This is a genomic window from Streptomyces sp. NPDC104309 (assembly GCF_055584025.1).
In genome coordinates, this window is the sequence record NZ_JBVJMV010000032.1 from 43,058 (window position 1) to 58,868 (window position 15,811).

Here is a 15,811-nt window from a genome sequence, read left to right on the forward strand (position 1 = left end):
TGAAGATCACGGACGATACGCTGCCCACTCAACTCGGCCGTGCCTGGGCGGCAATGGCGGCAGGACGACTTTGGGGGCGGGAAGAACCATGATGGGACCGGCACATTCTCTGTCAGGGGCGGCGGCCTGGCTGGGGGTGGGCGCGGCGGCGGCGGCCGCCGGCCACGCGATGCCGTGGCCCGTCCTGGTCGTCGGGGCGCTGATCACCGCCGGAGCCGCGCTGGCCCCGGACCTGGACCACAAGTCCGCGACCATCTCGCGCGCCTTCGGGCCGGTGTCCCGGGGACTCTGCGAGATCGTCGACAAGCTCTCGCACGCCGTCTACAAGGCGACCAAGATGCGTGGCGACTCGCACCGCAACGGCGGTCACCGGACCCTGACGCACACCTGGCTGTGGGCGGTCCTGATCGGTGCCGGGGCCTCCGCCGCGGCGATCACCGGCGGGCGGTGGGCGGTTCTGGCGATCCTCTTCGTCCACCTGGTGCTCGCCGTCGAAGGACTGCTGTGGCGGGCCGCCCGGATGTCCAGCGACGTCCTGGTGTGGCTGCTCGGCGCGACCAGCGCCTGGATACTGGCGGGCGTCCTGGACAAGCCGGGCAATGGCTCGGACTGGCTGTTCAGCGCCCCCGGCCAGGAGTATCTGTGGCTCGGGCTGCCGATCGTGCTCGGGGCGCTCGTCCATGACATCGGTGACGCGCTGACCGTCTCCGGCTGCCCGATCCTGTGGCCCATCCCGCTGGGCCGCAAGCGGTGGTACCCGATCGGGCCGCCGAAGGGCATGCGGTTCCGGGCCGGCAGCTGGGTGGAGCTGAAGGTGCTGATGCCGGTCTTCATGGTGCTCGGGGGACTGGGCGGCGCGGCGGCGCTGAATTTCATCTGACCGCCGCACCCGGCACCCGGTGCGCTCAGTCGGACTCGCGCGGTACCAGCCGGTGGGCCAGGACGATCTCCCTGGCCGTTCCCGCGCAGTCCCCGTCGAGGCGGTCGACCAGCAGCTGTGCGGCCGAACGCCCGATCTCGCGGGCCGGGTTGAGCACGGTGGTGAGCGCGGGGGAGACCAGTGAGGCGGCCTCGATGTCGTCGTACCCGGTGATCGCCACGTCGTGCGGTACGCGCAGTCCGGCGGCCCGTGCCGTGTCCAGTGCGCCGATCGCGATCAGGTCGTTGGCGCAGACCACGGCGTCCGGGCGCTGTGCCGCGTTCAGTACGGCCGCCGCACCGGCCCGCCCGCCCTCGCGGGTGAAGCCGGTCCAGACGACCAGCTCGCCCGGGACCGGCAGCCCCGCCGACTCCAGGGCCTTGCGGTAGCCCGCGAACCGCTCCTCGCCCGGCTCCACCCCCGGCGCGCCGCCGATGAACGCGATGCGCCGGTAGCCGCGGCCCACCAGATGGCTGACCAGATCGTGCATTCCCTCGGTCTCGGCGGCCCTGACCACGTCGCCGAGCTCCGGCTCCAGGCGCCCGCCGAGCCGCACCAGCTTCGAACCCGAGGCCACGATCCGTTCCAGGTCGCGTCGGGCGGCGCCGTACCGGCCGATCACGATGCCGTCGATACGGCGCGCCACCAGCTGCCGGATCACCGCGGGCAGGTGCGGGCCGTCCATGGGGGCCTCGCAGACCACCGTCAGGTACTCATGGGCCAGGGCGATCTCCTGCATGCCCGCGGCGATCGAGGTGTTGAACGGGTTGGTGATGTCCGGGACGACCAGCCCCAGGGTGCGGGTGCGCTGGGTACGCAGGCCGCGCGCCGACGGGTCGGCCTGGTAGCCGAGGCGCTGTATGACGTCCTCGACCCGGGCGCGGGTGGTGGCCGACACGGGGCGGCGACCGCTCAGCACATGGGAGACCGTGGTGACGCTGACGCCCGCCTCGGACGCCACATCCACGATCTTGACCCGGCTCCCGCCCTGCACCATCGGCCTCCCGCTGTCGTCCAGGAATGTTGTCCTGGTGTTCGAGGTCACTCTATCCATTGTGCAAAACGTTTTGTATGGTGCTTGCGATCGCGCCGCACATGCGCCGAATCAAGGATGCAAAACGATTTGGAGACTTGATGTCCATCGCAGGCCGGAGAGCCGTATGACGAGCTCTCCAAGCCGCAGAACCGTGCTCGGTGCCGCACTCGGCGTGGCGTCGGCCGCGGCCCTGGCGGGTTGCTCGGGCGGCCGTCTCGCGGACGGCAGAACAGCCGTCCGGTTCCTCGGCCCGGAGACCCCCGAGACGTTCCGGGCGGTCATCCGAGGCTTCGAGCGGGCCAATCCCGACCTGCGGATCGACTACACCCCCGTACCGCCGGACCAGCTCGGTGACGTCCTCCAGCTGCGGCTCTCCGCGAAGGACGACGCGATCGACGTGTACGCGGTCGACCAGCCCCGTGTACCGGCGCTCACCGCGCGCGGCTTCCTCACCGACCTCACCCCGATCGCCGGCCGGGCCAGGGCCGCCGTCACCCCCGAGCAGTACGGCGTCAGCTCCTGGCAGGGCAGGCTCCGCTCGCTGCCGATCTGGACGTCCACCCAGTACCTCTTCTACAACGCGGACCTGCTGGCCAGGGCCGGCGCACCCCTGCCCGGAGCGGCCCCCGCCGACCGCTGGAGCTGGGAGAGGACCAAGAGCGTCGGCCGCCGCACCATGGAACGGGCCGGTGCCGACCACGCCCTGCTGCTGGAACAGACCGACCTGTACTACGGGCTCCAGCCGCTCGTCGAGTCCCTGCACGGCGGCTCCGGCATCACCGGCAAGGACATGCTCACTCCCGCCGTCACCACCCGGGGCTGGATCGACGCCCTCGACTGGTACCGGACGCTCTTCGCCGACGGCTCCTCGCCGCGCGGCATCCCCTCGTACCAGCTCTCCTCGCTCTTCACCTCCGGCCGGGTGCCGTTCTTCGTCGGCGGCCCCTGGAACCTCGGTGCCTTCGCCGGACTGAAGGACTTCACCTGGGGCACCGCGCCGCAGCCGAAGTTCGCCCACGGACGCGCCGTCACCCCCACCGACTCCTGGTCCTGGGGAGTGAACCCGTACGCCCAACACCCCGACGCGGCACTGCGGTTCATGGAATACGCCGCGCTCACCACGGGCGGAAGCCTGCAAACCGTCGAGGCGTCCCCGCTCATCCCGTCCAACCGCGCGGCCTTCGAGCGCTACGCGGCGAACCTGGAGCACAAGGCCACCAGGAGCACCACAGGCGTGGCCACGATCATGCGGTACGAACTCGCGCACACCGCCGTCAGCCGGCCGCGCAGCATCGGCTACACCCAGTTCGAGACCGTCATGGCCTCCGCCTTCTCCGACATCCGCAACGGCTCGGCCGTGGAACCCCGGCTGGTCAAGGCATCCGGAGAACTGATGCGTACCTGGGAGCGACTGCGATGACCACCACGGCGCCCCGATCCCCGCGGCGCTTCCCGCGCCGCCGCCCCGCCTCGCAGGGCAGGACCGCCCTGTACTTCCTGGCACCCGCGCTGCTCGCCCTCGTCGTCCTGCGACTGCTGCCCGCCGCGATGGCGGTCATCAGCAGCCTGCGCCACCACAGCCTCGTCGACGGCGTCACCACCTTCGTCGGCCTCGACAACTACGCTGACCTCTTCGCCGACAGCCAGTTCTGGCAGAGCGTCCGCGTCACGCTGCTGTTCAGCCTGGTCATCAACCCGCTCCAGGTGCTCATCGCACTCGGTCTCGCCGTCCTGCTGAACCGCCGCTTCGCGGGCGTCCGCTTCTGGCGGTCGCTGGTCTTCGCACCCATCGCCGTACCGCCGGCCGTCTCCGCGGTCATCTGGGGCATCCTCTACCGCCCCGAAGGGCCCCTCAACGCCGTCCTCGGCACGATGGGCATTCCGCCGCAGCCCTTCCTCACCAGCTCGCAACAGGCGCTCTTCGCCGTCATCGTGCTGATGTCCTGGGTCGGCGTCGGCTACTGGATGATGTTCCTGATCGCCGGGCTCCAGGACATCCCGCAGGAGTGCTACGACGCGGCCGCCGTCGACGGCGCCTCCGCCTGGCAGCGGTTCGTCCATGTCACGCTGCCGCTGCTGCGCCGCCCGCTCGCCTTCGTACTGGTCGCCGACACCGTCTCCAACTTCCTGGTGTTCGCCCCCGTGCAACTGCTGACCCGCGGCGGTCCCGACGGCTCGACCAATCTCATGATGTACGACGTGTTCCGCCGCGCCTACAGCGTCGGCGACATCAACTTCGCCCAGGCCGAAGTGGTGGTGCTCGTCGCGATCACCCTCGCGGTCGTCGCCGTCCAGTTCCGGATGATGCAGGGCAAGGGCGAGGAGTGAACCGATGAAGACAACGACCGCCCCCCAGCAGCCGACGGGACGCCGCCCCTCCGCGCTGAGGCACATGCCGCTCGCCACCGCCGTCGTCATCGGCGTGCTCTTCGCCCTTCCGCTCCTGTGGGTGCTCACCGGATCGCTCCGCCCCGGCGACAAGGTCCTGGCCGGACTCGACCGGCTCTCCTGGAGCAGCCTGATCCCGACCGATGCCACGCTGCACAACTATGTGACGCTCTTCCAGGGCGACTTCGGCCGCGCCGTGCTCAACTCCATCGGCGTGGCCGCCGCCACCGTCCTGCTCGGGCTGCTGCTCTCGGCGATGGCCGCGTTCGCGCTCTCGGTGTTCACCTTCCGAGGCCGCGGGCTCGTCTTCGCCGTGATCCTGCTCAGCTTCATGATCCCGTTCGACGCCATAGCGATCCCGCTCTCGGACGTCTTCCGCGACTGGGGTCTGCAGAACACCTATGCCGGACTCGTCCTGCCCGGCATCGGCAACGGCCTGGCGATCTTCCTGCTGCGCCAGTTCTTCCTGGCCATCCCGCGCGAACTCGTCGAGGCCGCCCGCATGGACGGGCTCGGCTGGTGGGGCATCTTCCTGCGGATCTACGTGCCCCTGTCGCGGCCCGCGCTGATCGGCGCCGGACTGACCCTGTTCACCTTCCAGTGGCAGTCCTACATGTGGCCGCTGCTCGTCGGCACCGAACCGGACAAGCAACTCGGCCCGATCGCACTCGGCACCCTCCAGGGCCAGATGGTCGTCGACTACGGCCAGGTGTTCGCCGCCGCCGTCGTCCTGACCGTCATCCCGCTCGTCGTCCTGCTGCGCCTGCAGCGGTATTTCACCCAGTCGATCGCGGGCAGCGGTCTGAAGTGACCGCCGGCCGCACCGGCCGTCCGACGAAGCCCATCCCCACGAACCGAGGAACACCGTGACCCATCCCCCCGCCGACATCCTCCTGGACACCGACATCGGCAGCGACGTCGACGACGCGCTCGCCCTCGGCGTACTGCTCGGCTCGCCCGAGGCCCGCCTCACCGGGATCACCACCGTCTACGGCGACACCCTGCTCCGGGCCCGCCTCGCACACCGGCTCGGCGCCCTCGCCGGCCACGATCTCACCGTCGTCCCCGGAGCCATCGACACCCTCTCCGGCAAGGAGGTCTGGTGGGCCGGACACGAAGGCAGGGCTTTCACCGACCTGGAGACCGAACCGGTACGCGACACCGTCGCCGCCGACCGCTTCCTCGTCGACTCCGTCCTGGCCCGGCCCGGCGCGACCGCCCTCATCGCCATCGCCCCGCTGGCCAACATCGCCCGCGCGATCCGCCTCGACGACCGCTTCGCCGCGGGCGTACGCACCCTGTACATGATGGGCGGCAGCTTCGGGCCGGGGGCCAAGGCCGAGCACAACATCGTCAGCGACATCACGGCCGCCCGCGTCGTCTTCGGTTCCGGCATCCGCATTGTCGTCACCGGCCTGGACATCACCACAAGGCTGCGCATCGAACGGCCCGGCATCGAGGCGATCCGGGAAGCCGGCGCCTACGGTGCCGCACTCGCCCGCGAGATCGACGCCTGGACCGGCTTCACCGGTGAACCGTGGAGCGTCCCGCACGACCCGATCACGGCGCTCTCCCTGCTGCGCCCCGACCTCTACACCACCGAGCGCGGCACGGTCGAGGTCACCGACGAGGGACTGACCGTCTTCACGGCCGACCAGGACGGCAACGTCGACCTTGTCGTGGACGCCGACGTGGCGGCCATCGCGGAGGAGATCGTCGCCCGGATCGTCCGGGCCTCCCGGCGCGACTGAACACCTGCCGCCGGGCGCGGCGGTACCGGCAGCGGTGCCGTCGTGGCCGGTTCGGTCGGGGTGATTCCGGTGGTACGCACCGATGCCCCGGCCCCCGGCCGACCCCACCGCACCGGGCCGACCCGGCCGGTGCGCGTACTCCGCCGAGGGTCACCTCGTGGCGCTCCGGCCCGACGGTCCCGGCGCGGTGCGGGCGGCCCGGTCGGAGCCCCTTGCCCGCGTGAGTCGAGATGTCCCGGCCGACCGGTCCGACACACACCGCGCGTCGGACCGGTCAGCACCTAGATCTCCGGGCCGAAACCCACCACCGGACAGGCTCCCGGCGCCACGGCCACCGCGTCCACCTCCACCGCCGCCGACCGGGCGGCCGGACTCGGCGCCCGAGAGCGCGGCCTCGTGACCTCTTGCGCCGGCGCGGTCACCAGGAACGTGGGATCGGCCAACCGGTCAGCCGCCGGGGACGGTCCGGCGGACCGGGCGCCGTACGGCACCTCGGAGGTGATCGCTGCTCAGCCGTGCCAGGACCGCCACAGCGCCGCATAGGCACCGTCCGCCGCCACCAGCTCGTCATGGCTGCCCAGTTCACTGATCCGGCCGCCCTCCACCACCGCGATCACATCCGCGTCGTGCGCGGTGTGCAGCCGGTGGGCGATCGCCACGACCGTCCGGCCGTCCAGCACTCGGGCCAGCGACCGCTCCAGGTGCCGGGCGGCCCGCGGGTCCAGCAGCGACGTCGCCTCGTCCAGCACCAATGTGTGCGGATCGGCGAGGACCAGCCGGGCCAGTGCGATCTGCTGGGCCTGAGCCGGTGTCAGCGCCAGACCGCCGGAGCCGACCTCGGAGTCCAGCCCCTCCTCCAGCGCCCGCGCCCAGCCGTCCGCGTCGACCGCGGCCAGCGACGCCCACAGCTCGGCGTCCCCGGCACCGGCTCGGGCCAGCAGGAGGTTGTCCCGCAGTGAACCCACGAACACATGGTGCTCCTGGTTGACCAGCGCCACATGCGTGCGTACGTCCTCGGCCTTCATCCGCGACAACTCCGCGCCGCCGAGCTTCACTTCACCCGTACGCGGCGCGTAGATACCGGCCAGCAGCCGGCCCAGCGTGGACTTGCCGGCCCCGGACGGGCCGACCAGCGCGAGGCGTGTGCCCGGCGCCACGTCCAGCGAGACGCGGTGCAGAACGTCGACCCCGGCGCGGTAGCCGAAGCGCACCTCGTCGGCCCGAACGTCCCGACCGTCCGGGACCACCTCGGCGTTGCCCGCGTCCGGTTCGATGTCCCGCACGCCGACCAGCCGCGCCAGCGACACCTGAGCGACCTGCAACTCGTCGTACCAGCGCAGGATCAGGCCGATCGGATCGACCATCATCTGCGCCAGCAGCGCACCCGTCGTCAACTGCCCCACGGTCAGCCAGCCCTCGATGACGAACCAGCCGCCGAGCATCAGCACCGCACCGAGAATCGTCACATAGGTGGTGTTGATGACGGGGAAGAGGACGGAGCGCAGGAACAGCGTGTACCGCTCCCAAGCAGTCCATTCCTTGATCCGCCGGTCCGACAGCATCACCCTGCGCGCACCCAGACGGTGTGCCTCCACGGTCCCCCCGGCGTCCACGGTCTCCGCGAGCATCGCCGCGACCGCCGCGTACCCCGCGGCCTCCGAACGGTACGCGGACGGGGCCCGTTTGAAGTACCAGCGACAGCCGATGATCAGGACGGGCAGGGCGATCAGCACCGAGAGCGCCAGCGGCGGAGCCGTCGCCGTCAGCGCGGCCAGCAGCAGCGCCGCCCACACCACACCGATCGCCAGTTGCGGCACGGCCTCACGCATCGCGTTGGCCAGCCGGTCGATGTCCGTGGTGATCCTGGAGAGCAGATCACCCGTCCCGGCCCGCTCCAGTACGCCCGGTGGCAGACCCACCGAGCGTACGAGGAAGTCCTCGCGCAGATCGGCCAGCATCTCCTCGCCGAGCATCGCGCTGCGCAGACGCATCATCCGGGTGCACACGGTCTGCACGATCAGCGCGAGCGCGAACACTCCGGCGGTGCGTTCCAGATGGAGGTCGGTGACGCCGTCGGAGAGATCCTCGACCAGCCCGCCCAGCAGATACGGGCCGACGATCGAGGCGATGACCGCGATGGCGTTGAACGACACCAGTACGGCGAACGGCCTGCGATGGCGCCCCAGCAGCTCCCGTACATACCTTCGTACGGTCGTGGGGGTGCCGACCGGCAGGGTCGTCGCCGACTCCGGCGCGGCCGGGTCGTACGCCGGTTCTGCGACGCCGATCATGCCCGTTCCTCGATTTCCTCGATCGTCCTGAGCGTGCCCTGAGAGGCCAGGGCCGCGATCTCGTCGTCCGTCTCGCGCGTCACGACCGCCCGGTAACGGACGTCCGAGTGCAGCAGTTCACGATGTGTGCCGACCGCGGCGACCACGCCCCCGTGCACCAGTACCACCCGGTCCGCCAGGTCGAGCAGCAGCGGCGACGAGGCGAAGGCCACGGTGGTGCGCCCCTGGCGCAGCGCCTTGATTCCGGCGGCGACCCGGGCCTCCGTGTGCGAGTCGACGGCGGAGGTCGGCTCGTCGAGAACCAGCGCCTCCGGGTCGGTCACCAACGAGCGGGCCAGGGCGAGCCGCTGGCGCTGACCACCCGAGAGCGAACGCCCGCGCTCGGTGATGCGTGTCGTCATCGGGCCGTCGTCCGTGGTCGCGGACGTCTGCGCCAACGAGTCCAGCACATCACCGCACTGGGCGGCGGACAGTGCGTCCTCGGCGCTCACCCGGCCCGACGACGGAACATCGAGCAGTTCGCGCAGTGTGCCGGAGAGCAGGACCGGGTCCTTGTCCTGGACCAGCACCGCCGTCCGGGCGGAATCCAGCGGGAGTTCGTCCAGCGGCACGCCACCGAGGAGGACGGACGGGAGGGTCTGCTCCGCCACCATGCCGTCCTTGGCGTCATCCGTTCCGGCAGCCGGTCCGCTGTGCGTTCCCTTCACCGTCGTGTCCACGTCCGTGCCCCGGTCCGCTCCCGCGTGGGCGTGTCCGCCCAGCCGTTCGGCCAGCCGTCCCGCCTCGTCCGGATCGCCACAGACCACCGCGGTGAACAGACCGGCCGGGGCCATCAGGCCGGTGACCGGGTCGTACAGATCGCCGGCCGGGGTGGCGTCGACGGTCGAGAGCCGGTCCGTACGGTGCAGCGAGAGCACCCGCACCGCGCGCTTGGCTGAGGGCCGCGAGAAGGAGTACGCCATCGCGATCTCCTCGAAGTGACGCAGCGGGAACAGCAACAGCGTCGCCGCGCTGTAGACCGTGACCAGCTGGCCGACGTCGATCCTGCCGTCGCGGGCCAGCGTCGCCCCGTACACGACCAGCGAGATGAGCAGCATGCCGGGCAGGAGCACCTGGATCGCGGAGATCAGCGACCACATCCGCGCACTGCGCACCGCGGCCTTGCGGACCTCCTGGGAAGCACGCCGGTAGCGGCCGAGGAACAGCTCCTCGCCGCCGATCCCGCGGAGCACCCGCAGCCCGGCGACGGTGTCCGAGGCCAGCTCGGTCGCCTTGCCTGCCTTCTCCCGCTGGAGGTCGGCGCGCCGGGTGGCCCGGGGGAGGAGCGGCAGCACCGCCAGGGCCAGCAACGGCATGGCGAGTGTCACCAGGATGCCCAGCGACGGCAGATAGAGGACGAGCCCCGCACAGATCAGCACCAGGGCGGCCGCGGCCGCGGCGAAGCGGGAGAGCGCCTCGACGAACCAGCCGATCTTCTCGACGTCACCGGTGGAGACCGCGACGACCTCGCCCGCGGCGACCCGGCGGGTCAGCGCCGAGCCGAGCTCCGCGGTCTTACGGGCCAGCAGCTGCTGAACGCGCGCGGCGGCGGTGATCCAGTTGGTGATGGCGGTCCGGTGGAGCATGGTGTCGCCCAGTGAGATCAGCACACCCAGGACCGCGATCAGGCCGCCCGCCCACGCGAGACGGCTGCCCGACCGGTCGACGACGGCCTGCACGGCGAAGCCGACGGCAGGTGGCAGCCCGGCCAGCGAACACTGGTGCAACAGGCCCCAGGACATGGCCTTGAGCTGGCCACGGAGCTGATTGCGCCCGAGCCAGAGCAGGAAGCGTGGCCCTGACCGGACATCGGGATCGCCAGGATCCGAGTACGGAAGATCGCGAATCTGCATGACGTCCCATGTGTCGGTTTGTTCGTTGAATGACTCAAACCGTGCAAGGTTCTCTCCGGGACGTCCGTCGGAGCAATTGATTTTCTCCATGAACGGCATGAATCGCGCCATGGTCGAGAGACCGACGGGGTGTGGGCCCGGCCCCGGTCGAGCCGGGCCGTACAGCCCGTGGTGCCGGCCGGTCAGCCCTTCTCCGGATTCTCCGAATCCATACCGGAGCGGGCCTTCTTCCACTCACCGCGCGTGAAGTCCGGGATCTGCTGAGGGGCGCCCTTCGCCTTGATGGACAGATGGCTGAGCGGCACGGGCGACGTCCACGTCGCCGCGTCGTACACGTCGAAATCGGGCACGAGGCCGAGCCGCATGCACTGCATCAGCCGGAACACCAGCATGTAGTCCATGCCGCCGTGTCCGCCGGGCGGGTTGGCGTGCTCCTTCCACAGCCAGTGGTCCCACTGGGCGTACGTGGAGAAGTCGCCCCAGTTGTCGTTCGTGTGGTCGGGCTCGATGTAGATGCGGGCCGGGTAGTCCTCGAAGACCCCCTTCGTACCGCCGAGGCTGTTGATCCGCGAGTACGGATGCGGGGTGGACACATCGTGCTCCAGACGGATGACCCGTCCCTTGGCGGTCTGGACGAGACTGATCGTCCGGTCGCTCTCGATATAGGTCTCCTTCCAGCTCGGATCACCGGCCGGCATGTTCTTCTCGCGGTACTCGGCGAGCCCCAGGGACGGCGAACCGACGCTGGTGATGCTCACCGCACGGTCGCCGCGATTGAGGTCCATGTAGTTGGCGACCGGACCGAAGCCGTGGTTGGGGTAGAGATCGCCCCGCAACCTGGTGTGCCACAGCCTGCGCCAGGGACCTTCGTAGTAGTTCGGGTCGAACATCAGGCCACGCAGATCGTGGTTGTACGCGCCCGCGCCGTGCAGCAGATCACCGAAGAGCCCGGCATGCGCCATGCGCAGCACCCGCATCTCGTTCTGCCCGTAACAGCAGTTCTCCAGCTGCATGCAGTGGCGTCTGGTGTGCTCGGAGAGATCGACCAACTCCCAGAGCTGGTCGAGCCGGAGGGCGATCGGACACTCCACGCCGACATGCTTGCCGTTGAGCATGGCGGTCTTCGCCATCTCGAAGTGGAAGTCCCAGGGAGTCGCCACATAGACGAAGTCGATGTCCCCGCGCTTGCAGAGATTCTCGTAGTCGTCCTCGCCGCTGGTGTAGACGGCGGGTGCCGGCTGACCGGCGGCGGTCACCTTCGCCGCCGCCCTTTCGGCCTTGGCCCTGACCGGGTCGCAGACGGCGACGACCTGTACGCCGCTGACGGCCAGAAAGAGGTCGATCATGCTGCCGCCGCGGTTGCCGAGGCCGACCATGCCGACCCGGACGGTGGACCGCCGCTCGAACGGCACTCCCACCATGGTGCGCCCCCGCCGTTTCGGAGCGGCCGGCTGTTCCGTGACAGCGGCTTCCGGGCCCCGGCCGGGCGTGGTGGCGGCTGCGGTGCCGCTGCCGAGACCGCCGAGTCCGAGCCCGGCGCCGGCCACTCCGGCGGTCGTCCAGAGGACCGAGCGGCGGCTCATCGAGCCTTCGTCGCCGTCCTGTGTACCGTCGTTCTGCTGTGCTGCGTCGTTCATCGATCCTCCAGAAGGGGGGTCTGTCGTGCGCGGCTGGTGCATGAACCTCGCCAAGGACCTTGGTAGTTGAGGCTGCTGATGCGCAAGGGGAGTGATTGGACTCCTGCTCCGAAACCATGGACTTTCGTGCACACGCAATCGCCGGGTCGGCTCGGAATCCGAGCCCACCCGGCGATTGCGGACCAGGGTCTTTCGTTTGGATCACGCCGGGGCACGCGAGCCCGGCAGGATCCGAACGAAAGACCCTGGGTCAGGACCGGCGGCCGACCGTGGACGAGCCGGTCGACCGGACAGCCCCGGTGATCACCGCACGACGGCCCCCGGCCGCGTGGCCCGCTCCAACTCCATCAGCACCGAGTAGTACGAGTGCCCGGTGGCCCGGTCCATACCGATCTCGCACATGCGGTTGGCCGACAGATACGCGTCGTACTTCCGCGTGTTGACCTCGGCCGCTTCCTTCGCCGTCGCGGAGGCCGTCAGTTCCTTGTGGAGCATGCCCCGGTCGCCCGCGAAGGCGCAGCACCCGGCGTCGTCAGGGATCACGACCTCCTCGGCGCAGGCCTCCGCGACCGTGCGCAGCTGCTCCACGTCGTCCAGGTGCTGCATGGAACACGTCGGGTGCAGGACCGCCGAATCGATTTTGCGGAGCACTGTCAGCTCGGGAAGCAGCTCGTCCGCCGCCCAGACGAGGGAGTCGACGATGGTCAGCTCCCGGTGCAACTCGCGGTTGTCGTCGGTGAGGTACGGCACCACCTCATGGGCGATGCCCAGTGTGCACGACGAGGCGTCGACGACCAGCGGCAGCTTTCCGCCCGCCGTCCAGCCCCAGGCCGCCTCCACGATGCGGTTGGCCATCACGGTGTTGCCCTCGTCGTACCCCTTGGAGTGCCAGATCGTCGCGCAGCAGGTCCCCGCGACGTCATCCGGGATCCATACCGGCTTTCCGGCACGGGAGGAGACGGCGACGACGGCCTGTGGCAGCGACGGGCCGCGATGGCCCTCGGGACCGCCGAAGATACGGTTGACACACGCCGGGTAATAGACGGCGATCGCCCCGACGCGTGAGGTGCGGGGCAGCTTCCGCGCGGCGGCGCCGGGGATCTCGGGCAGCCATTCGGGCACGAGGTCCGGGCGTACGGCCTTACGGGCCAGCCCGGTGATGGTCTCCAGCGGTCCGTCGCCGATCCGGTCCCCGATCCGGTCGGCCGCGGCGACGGCGAGCCGTGCCGCCGCCTCGACCGCCTTGAAGTTCTTCGCGGTGAGTGCCGCGATCCGTTCCTCGCGCGGGGAGTGCCGCTGGTGACGGAAGTCCTTCATCATCGCGCCGGTGTCGATGCCGACCGGACAGGCGAGCTTGCACGTCGAGTCGCCCGCACAGGTGTCGACCGCGTCGTAGCCGTACGCGTCCAGCAGTCGCTCCTCCACCGGTGAACCGCCGGGCTGTCGCATCATCTCCCGGCGCAGCACGATCCGCTGGCGCGGCGAGGTGGTCAGGTCATGGCTGGGGCAGGTGGGCTCGCAGAAGCCGCACTCGATGCAGGGGTCGGCGATCAGCTCGACCTCGGGGATGGTCTTCAGCCCCCGCAGATGGGCCTTCGGGTCGCGGTCGAGGACGATCCGGGGCGCCAGAACCCCGTCGGGGTCGATGATCTGCTTCGTGCGCCACATCAGTTCGGTCGCCTTCGGGCCCCACTCCAGCTCCAGGAAGGGGGCGATATTGCGGCCGGTGGCGTGCTCCGCCTTCAAGGATCCGTCGAAGCGTTCCACCGTCAGTCGGCAGAAGTCGTCCATGAACGCGGCGTAGCGGTCGACGTCGGACGGCTTCGCCGCGTCGAAGGCGAGCAGGAAGTGGAGATTGCCGTGCGCCGCGTGACCGGCTACGGCGGCGTCGAAGCCGTGCTCCGCCTGGAGTGCGAGCAGGGCCTCGCAGGCGTCGGCCAGCCGGGAGGGCGGCACCGCGAAGTCCTCCGTGATCAGCGTCGTGCCCGTGGGCCGGGAGCCGCCCACCGCGGTGACGAACGCCTTGCGGGCCTTCCAGTAGCCCGAGATGACCTTGGCGTCGCGGGTGAACCCATTGGTCACCGAGGCCACGGGGGCGACCAGGTCGAGCCCCTCGACCACGGCCGCCGCCGCCCGCTCGTACTCCTCCTGCCCCGCCTCGTCAGGAGCGCGGAACTCCACCAGCAGCGCCGCGGTCTCCTTGGGTAGCTCGGCCCAGTCCGCGGGCACGCCCTGGACGCTGACCGACGCGCGCAGCGTATTGCCGTCCATCAGTTCGACGGCGATCGCTCTCGCCTCGTTGAACCGGGGCACAGCGGCGGCCGCCGCGGTGAGGGAGGGGAAGAAGAGCAAGGCGGTGGAGACCCGGCGGTCCAGGGGCAGGGTGTCGAACACGACCTCGGAGATGAAGCCGAAGGTGCCCTCGGAGCCGACCATCAGACCGCGCAGGATCTGCACGGGCGTCGATCCGTCCAGGAAGGCGTCGAGCCGGTAGCCGTTGGTGTTCTTGATCTCGTACTTGGCGCGGATCCGGGCGGTGAGCCCGGCATCGGCCTCGATCTCCGCCTTCAGCGCCAGCAGCCCCTCGCACAGTCGCGGTTCGGCATGGGCCAGGTCCTCGTCCGCCGCGGGGTCGGCCGTGTCGACGACCGTGCCGCTCGGCAGTACGAAGGTGAGGGAGGAGACGGTTCGGTACGAATTGCGGGTCGTTCCCGCGGTCATCCCGGAGGCGTTGTTGGCGACGACTCCGCCGATCGTGCAGGCGATCGCGCTGGCCGGGTCGGGCCCCAGGAGCCGTCCGTGCCGGGCGAGGGCGGCGTTGGCCCGCAGGACCGTCGTCCCCGGCCGGATGCGGGCCCGCGCGCCGCCGTCCAGGACCTCGATGCCCGCCCAGTGATGGCGTACGTCGACGAGGATGTCCTCACCCTGGGCCTGGCCGTTCAGACTGGTGCCGGCGGCCCGGAAGACGACCTCGCGTCCCTTGCCGTGCGCGTACGACAGGATCGCCGAGATGTCGTCGATGTCCTCCGGGACCACGACGACCTGGGGGACGAATCGGTAGGGGCTGGCGTCGGAGGCGTACTTCACCAGGTCGGAGATCTTCCACAGCACCTTCTCCGGCCCCAGCAGGTCGATCAGCTCGCCGCGCAGCGGTTCCGGCGTACCCGGAGCCTGTCGGTCGGGGACCCGGTCCGGGGACGGAGTACGCGCCGCACCGGGGCGGAGTGCTTCCGGCTTCGGCTCCAGCAGTGGCATGTCGGGCTCTCCTCGGCGGTTCTGTTCTGTTCGGTTCCATACGGCGGCGGCACGCGCGGCACCCCTCGGGTGCGCGCGCGGGCGCGCGGGTTCAGCAGCGGCGCTCCGGCATCCCGTTGACCAGGGCGGACAACAGCCCGCCGAGCACCTCGCGCTGATCGGCGGTCAATGGAGCCAGGATCTCCTCTGCGGCGGCCCGTCGCGCGTCGCGCAGCGACCGGAGCGTGGCGAGGCCTTCTTCGGTGATCTCGATCCGTACCACCCGGCGGCTGTCCGGATCGGGGGCGCGGCGGACCCGCCCGCTCGCCTCCAGGCCGTCGACCAGGCTGGTGACGGCGCGCGGGACGACGTCCAGGCGCTGCGCGAGATCCGCCATCCGGGGCGGCCCTTCGTAATGGGTGACGGTGCGGAGCAGCCGGAACTGTGCGGGAGTGATACCGATCGGCTCCAGCTGGCGGCTCTGAATCCGCTGGAGCCTGCGGGTCACCCGCAGCAGCTGCTCGGCGAGCGCGCCCTCGGCGTCGGAGGAGTCCATGGGGGAACAATATCAGGATCTTGTACATTGTGAGTATAGGTAACAATGAGCTATGCTCTCAAAATTGGAGTCGCCGGATCCGCGTCGCGCGATCCGATCACCCGGCT

Annotated in this window: 11 protein-coding genes; 5 read left to right on the forward strand and 6 right to left on the reverse strand. The window is 70.3% G+C overall.

The genetic code is table 11. From position 1 onward, the window contains the following. The first annotated feature begins 88 nt into the window (after window positions 1–88). Window positions 89–880, forward strand: coding sequence for a metal-dependent hydrolase (locus tag ACZ68L_RS33555; RefSeq protein ID WP_361457165.1), 792 nt, complete (start codon window positions 89–91; stop codon window positions 878–880). Window positions 881–905: 25 nt separating this feature from the next. On the opposite strand, the gene ACZ68L_RS33560 is transcribed toward ACZ68L_RS33555, so the two are convergent. Continuing rightward, window positions 906–1,964, reverse strand: coding sequence for a LacI family DNA-binding transcriptional regulator (locus ACZ68L_RS33560; protein ID WP_469584735.1), 1,059 nt, complete (start codon window positions 1,962–1,964; stop codon window positions 906–908). 115 nt (window positions 1,965–2,079) lie between these two features. Here ACZ68L_RS33560 and ACZ68L_RS33565 point away from each other — a divergent pair, with 115 nt between their 5' ends. The 4 genes from ACZ68L_RS33565 to ACZ68L_RS33580 are packed head-to-tail and all read left to right on the forward strand — an operon-like array spanning window position 2,080 to window position 6,094. Continuing rightward, entirely contained in the window at window positions 2,080–3,375 is a 1,296-nt protein-coding gene (locus tag ACZ68L_RS33565; protein WP_469584737.1) for an extracellular solute-binding protein, read from the forward strand. Then, on the forward strand, window positions 3,372–4,283 hold the full coding sequence (locus tag ACZ68L_RS33570; protein WP_469584740.1) for a carbohydrate ABC transporter permease: 912 nt from the start codon (window positions 3,372–3,374) through the stop codon (window positions 4,281–4,283). The genes ACZ68L_RS33565 and ACZ68L_RS33570 overlap by 4 nt, the downstream gene beginning before the upstream one ends. 4 nt (window positions 4,284–4,287) lie before the next feature. Next, window positions 4,288–5,154 carry a carbohydrate ABC transporter permease gene (locus ACZ68L_RS33575; protein WP_469584742.1) on the forward strand — a complete coding sequence of 289 codons (867 nt, stop codon included), beginning with the start codon at window positions 4,288–4,290 and terminating at the stop codon, window positions 5,152–5,154. A 55-nt stretch (window positions 5,155–5,209) separates the two neighbouring features. Beyond that, complete coding sequence (locus ACZ68L_RS33580) at window positions 5,210–6,094, forward strand: nucleoside hydrolase (RefSeq protein ID WP_469584745.1); 885 nt, start codon at window positions 5,210–5,212, stop codon at window positions 6,092–6,094. 509 nt (window positions 6,095–6,603) lie between these two features. Here ACZ68L_RS33580 and ACZ68L_RS33585 read toward each other — a convergent pair. The 5 genes from ACZ68L_RS33585 to ACZ68L_RS33605 all read right to left on the reverse strand — a co-directional run bounded on the left by ACZ68L_RS33585 (window position 6,604) and on the right by ACZ68L_RS33605 (window position 15,704). Further along, window positions 6,604–8,385, reverse strand: coding sequence for an ABC transporter ATP-binding protein (locus ACZ68L_RS33585; protein ID WP_469584748.1), 1,782 nt, complete (start codon window positions 8,383–8,385; stop codon window positions 6,604–6,606). Then, window positions 8,382–10,277 (reverse strand): ABC transporter transmembrane domain-containing protein, encoded by a 1,896-nt coding sequence (locus ACZ68L_RS33590; RefSeq protein ID WP_469584750.1) that lies wholly within the window; start codon window positions 10,275–10,277, stop codon window positions 8,382–8,384. Before ACZ68L_RS33590 ends, ACZ68L_RS33585 begins: the two co-directional genes overlap by 4 nt. A gap of 182 nt (window positions 10,278–10,459) precedes the next feature. Further along, a complete protein-coding gene (locus ACZ68L_RS33595; protein ID WP_469584753.1) occupies window positions 10,460–11,914 on the reverse strand; it encodes a Gfo/Idh/MocA family protein in 1,455 nt (484 codons plus the stop codon). Window positions 11,915–12,217: 303 nt separating this feature from the next. Next, on the reverse strand, window positions 12,218–15,169 hold the full coding sequence (locus ACZ68L_RS33600) for an FAD-binding and (Fe-S)-binding domain-containing protein (RefSeq protein WP_469584755.1): 2,952 nt from the start codon (window positions 15,167–15,169) through the stop codon (window positions 12,218–12,220). A gap of 91 nt (window positions 15,170–15,260) precedes the next feature. Further along, window positions 15,261–15,704 carry a MarR family winged helix-turn-helix transcriptional regulator gene (locus ACZ68L_RS33605; protein ID WP_469584758.1) on the reverse strand — a complete coding sequence of 148 codons (444 nt, stop codon included), beginning with the start codon at window positions 15,702–15,704 and terminating at the stop codon, window positions 15,261–15,263. Window positions 15,705–15,811 lie beyond the last annotated feature (107 nt).